The organism is Amphritea sp. GJ51-11 (assembly GCF_055808735.1).
Genome location: NZ_CM147881.1, coordinates 3,701,045 through 3,717,526, shown reverse-complemented (window position 1 = coordinate 3,717,526; position 16,482 = coordinate 3,701,045). Strand labels below are relative to the sequence as shown.

15 protein-coding genes are annotated in these 16,482 nt (G+C 49.1%); 10 read left to right on the top strand and 5 right to left on the bottom strand.

Annotation, left to right across the window (positions count from 1 at the left end):
* Positions 1–109: 109 nt before the first annotated feature.
* Together epmA and AC0L4K_RS16685 are read left to right on the top strand one after the other, a co-directional pair.
* Positions 110–961 (top strand): EF-P lysine aminoacylase EpmA, encoded by an 852-nt coding sequence (gene epmA, locus AC0L4K_RS16690; protein WP_473267267.1) that lies wholly within the window; start codon positions 110–112, stop codon positions 959–961.
* 261 nt (positions 962–1,222) lie between these two features.
* Positions 1,223–2,239: a pilin gene (locus AC0L4K_RS16685; protein WP_473267266.1), complete on the top strand. Its 1,017-nt coding sequence runs from the start codon at positions 1,223–1,225 to the stop codon at positions 2,237–2,239.
* Positions 2,240–2,397: 158 nt separating this feature from the next.
* Here AC0L4K_RS16685 and AC0L4K_RS16680 read toward each other — a convergent pair whose 3' ends face one another.
* Entirely contained in the window at positions 2,398–3,582 is a 1,185-nt protein-coding gene (locus AC0L4K_RS16680) for a MalY/PatB family protein (protein WP_473267265.1), read from the bottom strand.
* 246 nt (positions 3,583–3,828) lie between these two features.
* Here AC0L4K_RS16680 and AC0L4K_RS16675 point away from each other — a divergent pair, with 246 nt between their 5' ends.
* From AC0L4K_RS16675 to AC0L4K_RS16660, 4 genes are all read left to right on the top strand, one after another.
* On the top strand, positions 3,829–5,367 hold the full coding sequence (locus AC0L4K_RS16675) for a 2-isopropylmalate synthase (RefSeq protein WP_473267263.1): 1,539 nt from the start codon (positions 3,829–3,831) through the stop codon (positions 5,365–5,367).
* Positions 5,368–5,417: 50 nt separating this feature from the next.
* Positions 5,418–6,422 (top strand): uracil-DNA glycosylase family protein, encoded by a 1,005-nt coding sequence (locus tag AC0L4K_RS16670; RefSeq protein WP_473267261.1) that lies wholly within the window; start codon positions 5,418–5,420, stop codon positions 6,420–6,422.
* Positions 6,415–6,885 carry a ribosomal protein S18-alanine N-acetyltransferase gene (gene rimI / locus AC0L4K_RS16665; RefSeq protein WP_473267259.1) on the top strand — a complete coding sequence of 157 codons (471 nt, stop codon included), beginning with the start codon at positions 6,415–6,417 and terminating at the stop codon, positions 6,883–6,885. Before AC0L4K_RS16670 ends, rimI begins: the two co-directional genes overlap by 8 nt.
* Positions 6,886–6,993: 108 nt before the next feature.
* Complete coding sequence (locus tag AC0L4K_RS16660) at positions 6,994–7,662, top strand: energy-coupling factor ABC transporter permease (RefSeq protein WP_417223597.1); 669 nt, start codon at positions 6,994–6,996, stop codon at positions 7,660–7,662.
* 8 nt (positions 7,663–7,670) lie between these two features.
* Here AC0L4K_RS16660 and AC0L4K_RS16655 read toward each other — a convergent pair whose 3' ends face one another.
* Together AC0L4K_RS16655 and AC0L4K_RS16650 are read right to left on the bottom strand one after the other, a co-directional pair.
* Positions 7,671–8,222, bottom strand: coding sequence for a response regulator transcription factor (locus AC0L4K_RS16655; RefSeq protein WP_417223598.1), 552 nt, complete (start codon positions 8,220–8,222; stop codon positions 7,671–7,673).
* Positions 8,212–9,486 (bottom strand): ATP-binding protein, encoded by a 1,275-nt coding sequence (locus tag AC0L4K_RS16650; RefSeq protein WP_473267258.1) that lies wholly within the window; start codon positions 9,484–9,486, stop codon positions 8,212–8,214. Before AC0L4K_RS16650 ends, AC0L4K_RS16655 begins: the two co-directional genes overlap by 11 nt.
* Positions 9,487–9,749: 263 nt before the next feature.
* On the opposite strand from AC0L4K_RS16650, the gene AC0L4K_RS16645 reads away from it, so the two are divergent.
* The 3 genes from AC0L4K_RS16645 (at position 9,750) to AC0L4K_RS16635 (ending at position 13,133) form a co-directional block, all read left to right on the top strand.
* Complete coding sequence (locus AC0L4K_RS16645) at positions 9,750–10,403, top strand: hypothetical protein (RefSeq protein WP_473267256.1); 654 nt, start codon at positions 9,750–9,752, stop codon at positions 10,401–10,403.
* Positions 10,404–10,693: 290 nt separating this feature from the next.
* Positions 10,694–12,274: a peptide chain release factor 3 gene (locus tag AC0L4K_RS16640; protein ID WP_473267255.1), complete on the top strand. Its 1,581-nt coding sequence runs from the start codon at positions 10,694–10,696 to the stop codon at positions 12,272–12,274.
* Between the two features lie 91 nt (positions 12,275–12,365).
* The gene (locus AC0L4K_RS16635; RefSeq protein WP_473267253.1) at positions 12,366–13,133 is read left to right on the top strand and encodes a TatD family hydrolase; all 768 of its coding nucleotides are present in this window, start codon (positions 12,366–12,368) and stop codon (positions 13,131–13,133) included.
* On the opposite strand, the gene AC0L4K_RS16630 is transcribed toward AC0L4K_RS16635, so the two are convergent.
* Together AC0L4K_RS16630 and AC0L4K_RS16625 are read right to left on the bottom strand one after the other, a co-directional pair.
* Complete coding sequence (locus AC0L4K_RS16630) at positions 13,106–13,516, bottom strand: hypothetical protein (protein WP_473267251.1); 411 nt, start codon at positions 13,514–13,516, stop codon at positions 13,106–13,108. The two genes, AC0L4K_RS16635 and AC0L4K_RS16630, sit on opposite strands and share 28 nt — an antisense overlap.
* Positions 13,517–13,577: 61 nt before the next feature.
* Positions 13,578–15,485 carry a beta-ketoacyl synthase gene (locus AC0L4K_RS16625; RefSeq protein ID WP_417223604.1) on the bottom strand — a complete coding sequence of 636 codons (1,908 nt, stop codon included), beginning with the start codon at positions 15,483–15,485 and terminating at the stop codon, positions 13,578–13,580.
* 326 nt (positions 15,486–15,811) lie between these two features.
* On the opposite strand from AC0L4K_RS16625, the gene AC0L4K_RS16620 reads away from it, so the two are divergent.
* Positions 15,812–16,465: a YiaD family glycine zipper/OmpA-like lipoprotein gene (locus AC0L4K_RS16620; protein ID WP_473267249.1), complete on the top strand. Its 654-nt coding sequence runs from the start codon at positions 15,812–15,814 to the stop codon at positions 16,463–16,465.
* The last annotated feature ends 17 nt before the right edge of the window (positions 16,466–16,482 follow it).

Here is a 16,482-nt window from a genome sequence, read left to right as displayed (position 1 = left end):
AGTGGCGGGCAACCGCACCGCTTGAAAACCTTCGACGTCGAGCTGAGATATTTGCTCAAATACGGGCTTTTTTGCCGCCCGCCATGTGCTCGAAGTGGAAACGCCTCTGATGACGTCGGCTGCAGTGAGTGATCCTTATATCGATACGATTGAGTGTTGTTATCATCCTTTGCCGGGCCAGCAGGAGCAGACGCGCTATCTACAAAGCTCGCCTGAGTATGCCATGAAGCGGCTACTTGCTTCAGGAAGCGGGGCGATCTATCAGATCTGTAAAGCGTTTCGTAACGGTGAATGTGGGCGGCGTCATAATCCAGAATTTACCATGTTAGAGTGGTATAGGCCCGGATTTGACCATCATCAGTTGATGGATGAGGTTGAAATGCTGGTGGGCCCTCTTATCAGGCTGAATGACTTTCAGCGCATCAGCTATGCGGAGTTATTTCGGCAATACCTTCAAATAGACCTCCAAACGGTCACTGTTGCAGAGCTCACCGCGACAACTCGACAGCATATCGATATTCAGATGGAGGACGATAACCGAGATAACTGGCTGAACCTGTTGATGTCCCATGTGATCGAACCGCAGTTGGCGGATCAAGGTGCGGTGTTTGTTTATGATTATCCCGCGAGTCAGGCGGCATTGGCACGCACGGCGCTCGATGCTGAAGGGGACTTAGTTGCCTGTCGATTTGAGCTATTCGTGGCAGGTGTTGAACTCGCAAATGGTTACTTTGAACTGACTGATGGTGACGAGCAGGCTTGTCGTTTTCAACAAGATATCCTGCAGCGCCAAGCCGAAGGTTTACCGCTTAGACCGACTGATCAACTGCTGGTGGACGCATTGCAGAGTGGTGTGCCTGAGTGTGCAGGGGTTGCTATCGGGCTTGACCGGTTAGTCATGTTGGCGCTAGGAACCGAGAATATTAGTGATGTGATTGCCCTACCGTTTGAGCGGGCCTGATTTTACCTGTTGCATTGAAGTGAATTCGTAGTTAATAAAGCGTTATCGTCGTAAGTCTTCCGGTTGGTTGTGGTTGTTTTCGCTCTAATGCTGAGCCAAATACACGCTGTCTCTCTTTTTCATACCTAAGCGTCTGTTTCGTGTTTGGTTGTAACCTCCCATAGTGAGGATGATATCTAGGGCTGGAACACGATAATCTATGCAATGTAGATTATACTGTTTATTAAATAACCAATTGTGGTTGCAGAATAAGGCTCATATATGAAAAAAAGTCATTCCGGTTTTACACTGATAGAAATTTTGGTTTCATTAGCGGTGGTAGGGGTGTTGGCTGCAATAGCAATACCTGCTTACACTGGCTATACAACCAGAGCTGAGGTGTCTGAAGGGTTTAGTATGGTAAGCCCGGTTAAGCTACGGATGGCTGATGAATTGATGCAAGAGGGTGAAATCCCCCCAACTGATGCGGGTTTGGGATTGAACCTTGCTGACTATAAGACGGACGCTATTGAGGCTGTTACCATTGCTGACGGTATTATTAATGTTGAGTATAAGTTGGATCAACTCGGCAATAACAACGTTTTACAGTTTGTGCCTGAATGTAATAGTGATCTCATTGTTGGTTGGCAGTGTACTTCGCCACAAGGTTCTGGTGTTGCTGCTGAGTACCTGCCTACGTCTTGTGTGTCTGGGACTAGCAGCACCTCGACATCTTGTACGTTAGCAAGCTTAGCTAGCACGAGCGCAGGGGCTAGTGGTAGTGGTAGTGGCTCAGGTAGTGGCTCAGGTAGTGGCTCAGGTAGTGGCTCAGGTAGTGGCTCAGGTAGTACAGCGGCAGATGCAGCGGCAGATGCAGCAGCCCAGGCAGTGGCGGATGCAGCAGCTCAAGCAGCGGCGGATGCAGCAGCTCAAGCAGCGGCGGATGCAGCAGCTCAAGCAGCGGCGGATGCAGCAGCTCAAGCAGTGGCGGATGCAGCAGCTCAAGCAGTGGCGGATGCAGCAGCTCAAGCAGCGGCGGATGCAGCAGCCCAAGCTGCGGCCATTGCAGCGGCTCAAGCGGCAGCAGATGCCCAAGCGGCAGCAGATGCCCAAGCTGCAGCAGATGCTCAAGCGGCAGCAGATGCTCAAGCGGCAGCAGATGCTGCGGCAAATGAACAGAGCTGTAAAAATGTTAAGCAAAACAAGGGACAGTGTGAGAAAGTTACAGATTCTCAGGGTAATAACATTTGCGAATGGAAAGGCAACGGAAACTCTGGGTATTGCCAATCCAAAATCTAGTTAATTAATATAACTAATTTATTCACATAGTCGCCAAGAATACTGGCGGCGCCTTGGTTGATTAGATAGAAAAGCCTCTGAATTAGAGGCTTTTTTGTTGGCATATTAAATTAACAGGGGTTGCTTCTATCAACTCCGCTATTTTAGAACGGTTGTATTCACCCACTAGGCAAATGGCTCAACATCGCGCGGCGAATCCTGTCAACGGCTTCAATTAACATGCTGCGCGGACAGCCAAAGTTGAGTCGCATAAAGCGATCATCGCCGAAATCTCGTCCTGGAGACATTCCTACCCCTGCTTGCTCGAAGAAGTGAGCGGGGTTTTCTAATTTAGCGGCTGATACATCGATCCATGCCAAATAAGTGGCCTCGACCGGATTGAGCCGTAGGCCGGGTATCTGATTGATCTCTTTGGTCAGGTAATCGCGGTTGCCTTTAAGGTAATTTAGCTGTTGTTGATGCCATTCGCCGCCCTCTTTGTAAGCAGCCATCGTTGCGGTGTAACCCAGTAAATTTACGTCCGGCACGATCCCTTTACGTATCTGTTGGAACTGTTTGCGTCGCTGTGGATCAGGAATAATGGCAAAGGAGCAACCTAGCCCCGCAATATTAAAGGTTTTGCTGGGGGCCATCAGGGTGATGGTTTTGGCAGCGATCTCTGTGTTGAGTGAGCCAAGGGGAATATGTTTTAGGCCTGGCTCCATAATCAGATCGCAGTGAATCTCATCGGAGCAGACGGTAAGTCCATGTTTCAGAAAGATATCCGCGAGTCGTTGCAGCTCTTCTTGGCGGTAGACGGTGCCGCCCGGATTATGGGGGTTACAAAAGAGTAGCAGCGAGGTGGCGTCGGTGATGGACTGTTCTAGGGCATCAAAATCGATTAGCCAGCGTTGTTGCTGTTCAACCATCGGCACGGTGATTAAGCGGCGATCAGATAAACGCGGTGCCGACATAAAAGGAGGGTAAACCGGCTTAGCGGTGGCGACTTCATCTTGACTTACCCCGACACTGCGGCAGGCAAGGTTAAGGCCGCACACGAGCCCCGGTAACCAAACGAGCCACTCTTCGCTAATCGACCATTGGTAAAGCGTTTGCATCCGCTCAATCACCAACCGATTGAGCTCGGCCGGCGTGTTGGTGTAACCAAAGATGCCATGATCCACCCGTGCCTGCAGGGCTTCGATTACCGCTGGCGGGGCCATGAAGTCGGTATCGGCCACCCACATAGGTAAAATATCGGTATCGCGGTATTTTTCCCATTTTTGACTGGAAGTGGTATGGCGGTCGACGGCTTGATCGAAACGTGTGGCTGAATTCTGGTTGCTAACACCGCGCTTACTCATCGGCTGTATCCCTTTGATTTAGAGGCTGACAGGCATTTATTTGTACGTCATTGAGTTGCAAATAGCCATCAGAAAGTTATATTAGTCACTAATCGATAATATAGTGGATGCGGCCCTGATTTTCCGGCAAATTTTTACCTTTGCAACATTCCGTCCCGCCACCTGTTGATCCCTTTTCCGGCTTAGCCATGCCGCCTGTTTACAGCGCTGCGTATCGCGGTCGTTAATCAGTTTTGGAGTCCGGTCATGACCGATAATAACCGTGTAATTATTTTTGATACAACGTTGCGTGATGGGGAGCAGAGTCCCGGTGCGTCCATGACCCGGGAAGAGAAGCTGCGAATTGCTAAACAGCTGGAAAAGATGCGGGTCGATGTGATTGAAGCGGGTTTTGCGATCGCCTCTCCAGGGGACTTCGCCTCGGTTAAAGCGATTGCCGATACCATTAAAGACAGCACTATCTGTTCTCTATCTCGGGCATTGGATGCCGATATCGATCGAGCAGGTGAGGCGTTAGTGAACGCTAACTCTGGCCGTATTCATACCTTTATCGCTACCTCGCCTATCCATATGAAATATAAATTGCAGATGGATCCCGATAAGGTTGTTGAGCAAGCGGTTTATGCCGTTAAACGCGCGCGTAACCTAATCAGCGACGTGGAGTTCTCTCTGGAAGATGCCAGCCGCTCTGATCTGGATTTCATGTGTCGAATTATCGAGAAGGTCATTGATGCGGGTGCCCGTACGATCAATATCCCTGATACGGTTGGCTATGCGGTGCCAGACGAGTTTGGTCATACCATCACACAGCTGCTTAGCCGTATTCCCAATGCCGATAAAGCGGTTTTCTCGGTGCATTGCCATAATGATTTAGGCTTGGCAGTGGCGAATTCATTAGCGGCGGTGACGGCAGGTGCGCGGCAGGTGGAATGTACCATTAATGGTCTTGGTGAACGGGCGGGTAATGCGTCACTCGAAGAAGTGGTGATGGCGCTACGTACTCGTCAGGATGTGCTGGGGTTACATACCGGTATTGATACCACACAGATCGTTCCTGCTTCTCGCTTAGTTTCTAGTGTTACCGGTTTCCCGGTACAGCCTAACAAAGCGATTGTCGGGGCGAATGCTTTTGCCCATGAGTCCGGTATTCATCAGGATGGCGTGCTGAAACACCGTGAAACCTATGAGATTATGACCGCTCAAGATGTTGGCTGGAACGCCAACAAGATGGTGATGGGTAAACATTCTGGCCGTAGCGCGTTTCGCTCTCGTTTAGAAGAGTTGGGTACGACGTTTGAATCCGATGCCGAACTGAATACCGCTTTTGCTCGATTTAAAGACTTGGCTGATAAAAAGCATGAGATTTTCGATGAAGATCTACAAGCGCTAGTGAGTGATACCCGTGCGTCACATTACGAGAAGTTTAAGCTGAGTAGTTTGGCAGTGAATTCTCAGACCGGCGAAGTGCCGTTGGCTAAAGTGACCGTCTCGATGAATGATATTGAAAAGACTGCCGAAGCCGAAGGTAGTGGTCCAGTGGATGCGGCGTTTAAAGCGATTGAGTCGATTGTTGCTTCGGGTGCGTCGTTAGAGCTGTATTCGGTTAATGCGATTACCAGTGGTACTGACTCTCAGGGTGAAGTTACCGTGCGGTTGGAAAAAGGCGGCCGTATCGTCAATGGTCTGGGGGCCGATACCGATATTATTATTGCTTCAGCTAAGGCCTATATTCATGCGTTAAATATGCTTGAATCTACTGTCGAAAAAGAACATCCACAGGTTTAACCTGCCTTTAACTCAGGTGCTGGGGTAACTTAGCACAAAAGGAAAAACGAATGGAGCAGTCACTGCGCAATCAGTATCTGGAAACGTTGGGTATTGTCAGTTGGCTGCCTCGTCGTCAGTTACCGGGAGCTCGGCCGACACCTGATTGGGTGTGGGAATACTGTTGGCCTGAAGCCGATGATAGTGCAGGTGCAACGAGTACTGCCAAGGCCGCTCCTATTCTTAATCCCGCGGATCGTGCGTTGGCTGCCAAACAGGCTCGGTCCGAACTGAGTGCGAGTTTTGGCAGCGAGACAAAAGTGCAAGCGGCGAGTGCGGTTGCGGCGCCAATGATTAAGCCGGCGGTTAATCCACAGGCTAGTGTCGTGAAAACCGTCGCTGAGGTCTCGACGCAGACTGCACCTGCGGCTTCTACTCCTCAAGTCACTTCGACTCCAACGGTGTCGATAGCTACACCCTCAAAACCCGCCGCGAGGGCTGATACGATAGTCGATCCTGACATTGAGTTATCCTCAACATCTGAGCAGACTCCGCAGAAACCCTTTAAATTGGCCTTCATGGTGTATCAAGACTGCCTCGTGATCGATTCGTTGCCACCGGTGTCGGCTTCCGCTCGTTCGCCGTTGAACAACGGTCAAGCTGATGCGCATCATCAAATTTTGTTGGACAAAATCTTGCGTTCATTAGGCTTGTCTGGTGGTAGCAGCAGTGAATATCACACGTTGCCTTGGCCGATGTTCGCCAGTAAATCGCTGGATCAGGGAGCGGAACAGGCGCGTCTGACGGTCCAGCATAAGCTGAAGAAAAGCCTGCAAAAATATCCGCTGAATACGGTGCTGTTGTTGGGGGAAGCGGCGGCACAGATGGTGTTAGAGCGAGATGAACCGTTAGAGCAGCTACGGGGTATGTTATTCAGCTTGCGCTCGAGTGTTAAAACCTTGGCTTCGGCGTCTCTTACCGAAATGATGATGTTACCTGGCTGTAAGCGGGATGTATGGAGTGACCTACAGCCGTTGTTAACACACCTGCAAACACAGCAGGGCCGTGATGAGTAAGCCGTTAGTGCGAGCGCTCCATGAAACAGATTTGGCGGCGCTGCTTGAATTAGAAACCGTCTGTTTCGACCATCCATGGTCTGAAAAACAGCTCAGTACGTATCTAGTCGGTGAACGTTATCTTTGCTTTGGCCTATGGTCGACAACTCAATTGCACGGTTTTGCACTGTTGTCGACGGTGTTGGATGAGGCAGAGCTACTGCAAATTGGCGTTCATCCCGATTACCGTGGACAGGGCGGGGCGACAGAGTTGCTGAGTTATGTACATGCTCGGCTCAATGATCGGGGTATTAATCGCTGCCTACTAGAAGTGCGAAGCTCTAATACGCCGGCTTTGGGACTCTATCATCGTTTAGCCTATCAGGAGGACGGTGTCCGTAAGGGCTATTATCCAACCGCCAAGGGTAGTGAAGATGCTATTTTAATGAGCTGTGGCAAGCTTAAGTCTGCTTTAGGTGGTTAAGCACTATCAGCCGACCGGCTTTAACGCTAAGTTAAGATCTAAAATTTTGACTGCTTGGGTGGCAACAGGTAGCGCGGGTTAACGCGACCTCTATTAACGGATTAATCTATGAATTTAACATCAGATCTGATTACCGGCTTTTGGTTTTGGTTTGCTCAGGTAGGATATTTTCTGTTGCTTGGTGCGGCGATCTGGTCGGCACCTTGGTCGACCCTTATTAGTAACCGCCAACTACAGCATCTGTTTCTCGGGACGACGGTTGGTTTGGTCGTGTTATGGCAGTTGCGTGCGGGTATTACACCCGGACTAGGGATTCATTTTCTAGGTGTTACCGTGTTAACGCTGATGTTTGGTTGGAATTTGGCGATTTTGTCTGCCAGTATGGCATTGTTAGGTACTACGTTGATTGGGCAAGAAAGCTGGAATGGTTTTGCCGTTAATGGCCTCTGCACCATTGTGATTCCGGTCTTACTGAGTTATTTCATTCTTCGGCAGGTGGAAGCACGACTGCCGCCAAACTTCTTTGTTTATCTATTTCTTTGTGCATTCTTAGGAGCCGGTGCGGCAACGCTAGCGGGCGGACTGAGTATGGGATTTCTGCTTTGGATTGGTGATATCTACACTGGCGAAAAAATCTATAGTGAATATATCCAGATATTGCCGCTCATTGCGTTCCCCGAGGGCTTGCTCAACGGCATTATTATGACCGGTATGATGGTATTCTATCCTGATTGGATTCGCACCTTTGACGCGAAAAAATATATCGACGATCAGTAGTCATCTGGTCAGTGCTCCTCTCTCACCGGGCGTTTTTGCAGCTTACGTTGTAGGGTGCGCCGGTGCATTCCCAAGGCCCGGGCGGTGGCAGAGATATTGCCCTCATGCTCGGTCAGTACCTTTTGAATATGTTCCCATTCTAAGCGGCCAACCGACATCGGTTTATCGGCTATTTCGACATCGGGATCAGGGGCGCTGCCTTTGAGTTTAGCTAGAATCTGATCGGTATCCGCGGGTTTTGCTAGATAGTCAGTGGCACCCAGTTTAATGGCCTCAACAGCCGTAGATATACTGGCATAGCCGGTTAGAATTAGAATTCGAATCTCGGGGTTAACGGCCTTGAGCTGGGGAATCAAGGTAATCCCAGAAGCGCCACCCATTTTTAAATCTAAGGTGGCAAGATCGGGTTTGAATGTTGCCAGCATCTCCAGTGCTTGCTCCGCTGAACTAGCAATTGCAGTGTCATAACCTCGGCGCTTAATCGCTCGGCTCAGTACGCGTGAGAAGGTGTCATCATCATCCACGATGAGGAAACGTCGTGTGGCTGCGTTAGTGTCCATGCTGCGGGCTCTCTTTTATCACTGGGAGTTTAACTTCAGTCAGTGTGCCACCCTGAGGGTGATTGAATAGACAAACCTTGCCTCCATAGCTGTCTAGGGCATTAGCGGTTAAGAATAAACCAATCCCCAGTCCTTTGCCCTTAGTGGTGATAAAAGGGCTGCCGAGGGATTCTGCTTGCTCTAACGGAATCCCCGGCCCTTTATCCAGAATAGTAAAGAGTATCTGTTGGGCATCGGATGAAACTTCAATTTGTAGCGGTTCGGCGGAAGCATCGGCGGCATTATTCAACAAATTGATAAACGCTTGTTGTAAAGGGATAGAGCTAATAACGGTCGGCTCACCGGTGAAGTTGATCTTAGGTGGGTTAAATTTGGCAGTGGGGCGCATCAGTTGCCAGCGTTCCATTATTTCGTTGAAAAATTGTGTCGCGGGCAGTGCTCGAGATTCTTTTTGCTCTTGCTGCACCGATTCAGCGAGCTGTTTGAGGTGGCCGGAGCAGTTTTCTACCTGTGCTTGCAGAATATCGATGTCCTCGAGCAGCTCGGCATCATCGCTGTGATCAAGCTTGAGTTCGTGTAAGAGCACCCGCATGGTGGCTAATGGAGTGCCCATCTCATGGGCGGTGCCCGCGGCCATCGTCGCCAATGACAATAGTTGCTGATTGCGCAGGTTGGATTCTCTCGCTTGTTTTAGCTTGTGTTCTTGTCGATATAAATTTTCGCGGATATTAACCACAAACCAGGTGATCAAAATGGCCGTCAATATAAAGTTCAACCACATGCCCGCAAGGTGAAGGTTTAATAAGGCTGCGGCTTGATGCTGGTGACCGGTATCTGGCAGGGTGATAGGGATAAAAAAACGCATCAACAGGGTATAGCTTAGGGTTACCAAGAGAGCGGTCAGCCAGGTGTACTGTCTTGGTAAGGACGTCGCGCTGATAATTAGAGGGATTAATAGCAATGCTGAGAACGGATTGCCTACCCCGCCAATTTGATATAACAAGCAAACATAGAAGGCAATATCGGCAATGAGTTGAAAGAAAAACTCAAGTTGTGTCAGCGGTAAAGGAGAGCGTAGCCGCAGCAATGACAGCATATTGAGCAAGGCCATTGCCAGTAGTGCAAAGGCAACCAACCAAAAATTCAGATGGACATGCAGTCCAAAAAATAGGTACAGCAATAGGCCGCTCTGACCAAAAATGGTGATCGTACGAATATAACTCAGCTGCAGTAGCTGGTGGCGGGTATTGCTGGTGTAGTTCATATCGTTAGCTTGGCAGAAAGCCGAATTATAACCAAGAGGTGTAGGTCATGGATGTGGCAGATTGTCGCACTGTTTTCAGTCTTAGAGGGCGAGAACAGCTTTATTTTCTGACCGATTACCGATAGAGCCCCAAGTAAGGGCATGGTTTTGATTATAGTGATAAAATCGTCAACTCGAGTGCAGTCATGGTTCCCTTGGTTGCACTGGACTGCTTTACGGGTTACAAAGTGATCGAATAACTTTTTTGCTATCGAACGGATTTGATGATGGAACGAAACAGGGTCTTTGCACTACTACTGCCGTTGATCTTATTAGGCGCTGCTTCAGCCAGTTATGCTGAAGATTCGGGGGCTCTTCATTGCAGTGAGGGTGAAGTGCCCGCGTATGTGATTACCTACGATCATTATGTGACTCGGTTAATTGATGAGCAGCCGGATAAAATTGGTCATCAGGTTGTCACGGCAACGGCCGATACTCGCTATTATGAAGAGACGGGTGAGATGCTCCCCGCAGATGCCCGGCAGCGTGGTGAAACCACCTATACTCCTTATCAGAAAACACGCTGGGATACTCTTGATGCGGTCTACACCTATGTTTCTGTTGGAAATGTCGCCAGAGTACGAAGCCATCCGTTGTTGGAAAAAAATACAATCCCCTACGATGTACTGTCCCAAAAAGATACTTTGAGGACCGTGGCAGATTTTCCCTGTAATTGGTATGAAGAAGATATTGCCGAAATACAAACAACACAACGTTGTGACGCGGTTTTTTACGGTTGGATAACGCCACTCTATAGCCGAAAAGTAGCCGAGGGACGTGATATCCTGTTTTCTGAAGCCTCTGATATTAGCCAGCGTTGTGTTAATAAAGCGAGTTTGTATGTGCCTAAAGACAAGCCTTGGAAGTTTTCAGACTAAGATGTTAGCTTTCAGTAGAGCTAAATGCACCACACGCCTTGATGCCAAGGAATCTTTAGTCTGCGTTGACTCATCGAGCCTATGTAGATGGCCTGATCAGCTTTTCCAGACTGTTGTATTGCCTCATTGACTCACTCGCGAGTGACGAACGATTATATTCTTAGTAATCTCGACCGGGTTGCTCGCTTTCAGTTGTGGATTTAAGGTAGATCGGCGAAAATAGCGGCCATTCTATTTTTAAGTCGCTGCGGTGTCTTTTGCAGGGCTGTTGCCACAATAACCGGATCTCTATGTCTAGTATCTCTAAGAAAGTCACGACGCGTCGTACTTTCGCTATCATCTCCCACCCGGATGCGGGTAAAACCACGATTACCGAAAAATTGTTGTTATTCGGAAACTTGATTCAGAAGGCTGGTACCGTAAAAGGTAAGAAGTCTGACCGTCATGCCACATCCGACTGGATGAGCATGGAGCAGGAACGGGGTATCTCGGTTACCTCATCGGTGATGCAGTTCCCCCATAATGGTCGTATTGTTAACCTGCTAGACACTCCTGGGCACGAAGATTTCTCGGAAGATACCTACCGCACCCTGACGGCTGTTGACTCGGCGTTGATGGTGGTTGATGGCGCTAAGGGTGTCGAAGATCGCACGATCAAACTGATGGAAGTGTGTCGTTTACGGGATACGCCGATACTTTCCTTTGTCAACAAAATGGACCGGGATATCCGTGATCCTATTGATCTATTGGATGAGATCGAAGAAGTGCTGAAGATTGCGGCGGCGCCAATTACGTGGCCGATTAGCATGGGTAAAGATTTTCGCGGTGTGTATAACTTATACACCGATACTATTCATGTCTTTACCCCCGGTCAGGGCAGTGTTATCCCTGATGATATCCAAGTTAAAGGGTTGGCGACTGATGAAGCGAAGCAGCTGCTGGGCGCTCTGTACGAAGACTTTGTTGATGAGGTCGATCTAGTACGCGGTGCGAGTCATGAATATGATCAGGATGAGTATCTAGCCGGCCGTCAGACGCCGGTTTATTTCGGCACGGCGTTATCGAACTTCGGTGTGCGTGAAATGCTCGACGGTTTTGTCGAGTTAGCACCTTCGCCGATCGCTCGAGAAACCATTACCCGTCCAGTGGCACCGGATGAAGCTGCTTTTTCCGGTTTTGTGTTTAAGATTCAAGCCAATATGGACCCTAAACACCGCGATCGTATTGCCTTTATGCGGGTATGCTCTGGCAGTTATACCCGTGGCATGAAAATGCGCCATGTGCGGATTAAGAAAGATGTCAAGATTGCCGATGCGGTGACCTTTTTGGCGGGCGATCGCTCGAATGTCGAGGAAGCCTGGTCCGGCGATATTATTGGCTTGCATAACCACGGTACGATTCAAATCGGAGATACCTTTACCGAAGGAGAAGACCTTAAATTTACCGGTATTCCTCACTTTGCGCCGGAGATGTTTCGTCGGGTACGGCCGAAAGATCCACTGAAAATGAAGCAGTTGCAGAAAGGCTTGCAGCAGCTATCGGAAGAGGGGGCGGTACAGCTATTCCAGCCGATCAATAAAAATGATCTGATTTTAGGCGCGGTGGGTCAGTTGCAGTTTGAGGTGGTTGTTTATCGCCTTAAAGATGAGTACAAAGTGGAATGTATGTATGAACCGGTCACCATTGCGACAGCTCGTTGGGTTGAGTGTGATGATGAACGTAAACTGGAAGAGTTCCGTCGTAAAGGTGGCGATAACCTAGCCTTGGATGGTGGCGGATTGTTGACCTATCTGGCTCCAACGCGGGTTAATCTGAGTTTAACCGAAGAGCGTTGGCCTGATCTGCAGTTCCGGGCTACCCGAGAGCACTAAGACAAAACGCGCCTTCTGGGCGCGTTGCTATTTTCGCGGCTCGAGTCGTTGACGGTACGTTATCGTCACTATCTACCGTATACTTTCCGTTATGAACCTCATCGATTCTCATTGTCATTTAGATTTTCCTGAACTGTCTGCGGATATTACCGCAGTATTGGCGCGCGCTCATATTGCGGGCGTAGATTGTTTTATTGTGCCTGGTGTGACGGTGGATAACTGGGAAGGCGTGCTGAATCTCTGTGCTGAGCATCCGGGCCTTTATCCGGCCTTAGGATTACATCCCTGTTTTTTACAGAATGATTCTACAGAGGGTCTTACCAAGTTAGAGGCAATGTTACAGCACTGCCCAGCGATAGTGGCCGTCGGTGAAATAGGTTTAGATCTGTTTATTCCCGCTGCTGATTTGACGGCTCAGTTAGCGGTGCTGGTGCCTCAGCTAAAACTCGCAAAACGGTTTGATAAGCCGGTTTTGTTGCATGTACGTAAAGCCCATGATCCATTACTGAAGCAGTTACGGCAATTAAAGCTATCGCGGGCCGGTTTAGTGCATGCCTTTGCAGGCAGTGAGCAGCAAGCGAGAGAGTACTTGAAGCTGGGTTTTAAGCTGGGGATTGGCGGCGCCGTTACTTACCCTCGTGCCGTAAAATTACGTCGATTGGTAGCTACATTGCCATTAGATAGCTTTGTATTGGAAACTGATAGTCCTGATATGCCGCTGTGTGGTTATCAGGGACAAGTGAATTATCCGGAGCGGGTCGCTATGGTGGCAGAAACGGTTGCGCTGATTAGGCAGCAACCGTTGCAGGAGGTTATTGACGTAACGACGGCTCAGTTGGTTAAAACGTTGTCGTTATAAAGAGAGCTTTTCATATTCTCAAAGGCTTGCCACACCGTATCCGTGTGTTGATTCACAGGCAGACGGTAATAACGTCCGTTAGTGCTCATCTTTTTCACCGGATAAGGGCCTTCTGGATTAAGCATCATGCGTAATAAGCTACTGCGATAGTTGGGGCCAGTGATTTTGGCGTCATAAATATCTTCAATCGGTTTGAGGTGCAGCGCACCACTAGCGATCATGCTGAGTTTATGACAGGTGGGGGTGCTTCCACGACAGTAGGTGTAATGTTTCAAGTCGATGGTGTAATAGCTGGTATCGACCGGTTCAGAGGGCTTAGTGATGCTGTCCATGCAGCCCGTCAGCGCCAAGGTTACAAGTGATGCTGTGATAACTCTGAACATGTAATTTCCTATCAATCTTAGGTTAAATCGCTCAAGGCTGCATGATAAAAGCAGTGCCCGTTTAGCTCATATCTTTAAATGGATTTTCAATATCCAGACTGACCGGTTGGGCATAGCCTGGCAGTTTGATCTCTTGACTATTAATTTCAAGATCGTCACCGGCAAGCACATTGTTATCATATAGATAGATCGGACGGGTTAGGCCTTTGATGCTGTCTTGATCATACTGAGATGCTGTGGCTTGGGTCGCTACGAGTTTATCCTGATAGCGATCGATTGCCGCTTGTCCATGACGTTTCAGGAGCATCTGTCGGGTAATGTGAGGCGCTAAGACCACGGCGCTAGCATTGTTGCCGCCAAATCCTTTGGAGTTAAGAATGACCGAATCCATCCCTTGTGGGCCGACCTCGATATGCTGGTTGCTTAGGTGCAGATTGCTGGCGTGAATGTCGGTTGCGAACTCAGGGGTGGTAAGGATGCCTGGGATATAACCATGTTTCCAGATACCTAGAGACAGGTTTAACTGATCGCCGCCGGCAGTGCCTTGTGAATGCCCGATAAAACATTTTAGGGCGGCAACGGTCCAGTTTTGAATGCCAAAAGCTTTAGCGGTTTCATTGATAACGTGGGATTCAGTCACCCGGTTTTGCGGGGTGCTGGTGCCATGAGCTTGGACAAAGCTGCGTTGCTGGAGTGATTCTTCGCCGAGCATTCTGCCAACTAATGCGGCGGATTTACCTAGCGTAATGTAATTGCCGATGCCGGGAGCGGAAATTGATTTTTTATGACCATCGGCGTTGGCAAAGACTTCAGGCACTGCGCCATAGATATCTGCACCAAGTTCAAGGGCCAAGTCATCACTCATCAATAGAGTGAACTGAGATGATTCTGCAATGGTAAAGCCGCAGTTGTTACCAAAGGGGCGACAGGCTTTACGGTAATCATCGGCACTTAGTGCTGTCAGGTTATCGAGAGCCAGCAGGTCTTTGTCTTCTGCTAGTGCGCCCATTGAGCGAAAGCCTTCGATGACTTCTTGAATGACGGGCGCATCACTGCCACCGACTAACACAACCTTACGGCGTCCAGCGCGAATATCATTGACTGCGTTACGCAAGTTATAGAGGAAAGTGGCACAGGCGCCCAATGAGCCGCCAGTCACGCCAACACTCCCAAGAATATAGGCATTGATGAAGTCGGCAGGCATCTGGGCGTAACCCAGTGGCATCTGTTTTGACGTGGTGCGTTTGCCGATTGACGGGTATTTTGTTAGCCCGCCAAAGCCTAAATCATCCAACTGACCAATGGAATTGCTAGCATAAACACCGATCTGATCGGGGCGTACACTTGCTGCAATTTTGTCCCATGGAATACCGACCGATTGCAATGCATCAGAGGCACCGAAGATGGTCATCTGTATATTGCGAGGGTGGTTGCGGGATTGATATAGTTTGCCTGGTTGAAAACCGTTGGGCAGTTGTCCGGCTGACTGGACGAGCGCTTCTTTAAAGTCGGGAAAGATCACGTCCAGATCACCCTGAACCGTCACTTCCATCTGGCTGGCTGAGAGGGCTTTGACACTCCAGTTTGCGGGAATGTTTTTGGGCATCTGGCGGGTACGGAGAGTGAAACGGATAGCGCCGTCGGTGTTGAGGGTCGCCGGTTTATTGAAGGTTACGCTGTGAACATCGAAACACTCTTTCTCGATACGGCGAATCAGGGTGCTATTACACACCTGAGGTTGGATAATGGCTATTAGCTCATCAACCGGTGTTGGGTTGCCGTTTTGATCGATATAACCGTTGTCTTTGTAACTTGCTAAACCCATTAAGGTTGCAAGATCGAGCAGCGTCTCGTTGCGGTCTGTATCATTGAGCTTGTCGAGCAACAGGCGGCGATAGCCATGGTGAAAGGAACTTCGTCCGGCTGGGCTAATGCCGCCGAACCCCACAATGACTGGTAGTTGAGACAAGTGATAATCCTCGGGACTTAATGATACGACCGAAATACAAAGGTCTTACTTATGTGTTAATACCGATTCTATAAGTTGTTGTAACTTGAAACCAGATCTATATCGGTAAAAATGCACCACTCAGGTGATATTCGGGTTAAAAAACGCTAATTTACTAACGATATTGGCTAAAGGGGAACTTAGTTGGCAATATAACGACTAAGATCGACCTAAAACGCCCAGCTTAAAATGGCCGTGTAAAAGGTTATGATATTTAAGAATCTTATCAGTACTCAGGCATATCTGAAACCGGCTGATCTGTTTCACTGATACCCAAAGGAGTGATAATGAAAAAAATTGTAATTTTAGCGGCTGCGATCGGGTTGGCTGGCTGTCAAACATTGGACCCTTATACTCAGCAAGCTAAAACCAGTAATGCAACTGCGGGTGCTGGTATTGGTGCGGTTGCGGGCGCGGTGCTAGGCAATGCGGTAGCTGGCAAAGGTAAACGTACTGAAGGCACTATTGCGGGGGCGTTGATAGGTGGTGCTGTGGGTGGCGGTATTGGTTATTACATGGATCAGCAAGAGATGTTGCTGCGCCAAGAATTAGAAGGCACCGGTGTTCGAGTAGAACGGATTGGTGATTCAATTCGGCTGATTATGCCCGGTAATGTGACTTTCCCGACCGGTGCTTACAATATCGATCAAGGCTTCTATCCCACGTTGAACTCAGTGATTAAAGTGTTACTCAAGTTTGATAACACCATCGTGAATGTTGATGGCTTTACTGATAGCACAGGCTCATTTGAAACCAATCAGACTTTATCAGAGCGACGTGCAGCCAGTGTGGCTCAATACTTGTCCAGTGGCGGGGTACCGGCATTGCGTTTACAGTCCCGAGGTTATGGCGAGCGCTACCCGGTTGCGAGTAACGATACGGTTGCTGGGCGCGCGATGAATCGACGGGTTGAAGTTAATATCCGTGGGACGCAGAAATAGTAACGTCGTTTTCCGTG

Bases quoted from the DNA above. Each gene is read 5' to 3' on its own strand.
- epmA (WP_473267267.1), top strand. From the start codon at position 110: ATGACGTCGGCTGCAGTGAGTGATCCTTATATCGATACGATTGAGTGT.
- AC0L4K_RS16685 (WP_473267266.1), top strand. From the start codon at position 1,223: ATGAAAAAAAGTCATTCCGGTTTTACACTGATAGAAATTTTGGTTTCA.
- AC0L4K_RS16680 (WP_473267265.1), bottom strand. From the start codon at position 3,582: ATGAGTAAGCGCGGTGTTAGCAACCAGAATTCAGCCACACGTTTCGAT.
- AC0L4K_RS16675 (WP_473267263.1), top strand. From the start codon at position 3,829: ATGACCGATAATAACCGTGTAATTATTTTTGATACAACGTTGCGTGAT.
- AC0L4K_RS16670 (WP_473267261.1), top strand. From the start codon at position 5,418: ATGGAGCAGTCACTGCGCAATCAGTATCTGGAAACGTTGGGTATTGTC.
- rimI (WP_473267259.1), top strand. From the start codon at position 6,415: ATGAGTAAGCCGTTAGTGCGAGCGCTCCATGAAACAGATTTGGCGGCG.
- AC0L4K_RS16660 (WP_417223597.1), top strand. From the start codon at position 6,994: ATGAATTTAACATCAGATCTGATTACCGGCTTTTGGTTTTGGTTTGCT.
- AC0L4K_RS16655 (WP_417223598.1), bottom strand. From the start codon at position 8,222: ATGGACACTAACGCAGCCACACGACGTTTCCTCATCGTGGATGATGAT.
- AC0L4K_RS16650 (WP_473267258.1), bottom strand. From the start codon at position 9,486: ATGAACTACACCAGCAATACCCGCCACCAGCTACTGCAGCTGAGTTAT.
- AC0L4K_RS16645 (WP_473267256.1), top strand. From the start codon at position 9,750: ATGATGGAACGAAACAGGGTCTTTGCACTACTACTGCCGTTGATCTTA.
- AC0L4K_RS16640 (WP_473267255.1), top strand. From the start codon at position 10,694: ATGTCTAGTATCTCTAAGAAAGTCACGACGCGTCGTACTTTCGCTATC.
- AC0L4K_RS16635 (WP_473267253.1), top strand. From the start codon at position 12,366: ATGAACCTCATCGATTCTCATTGTCATTTAGATTTTCCTGAACTGTCT.
- AC0L4K_RS16630 (WP_473267251.1), bottom strand. From the start codon at position 13,516: ATGTTCAGAGTTATCACAGCATCACTTGTAACCTTGGCGCTGACGGGC.
- AC0L4K_RS16620 (WP_473267249.1), top strand. From the start codon at position 15,812: ATGAAAAAAATTGTAATTTTAGCGGCTGCGATCGGGTTGGCTGGCTGT.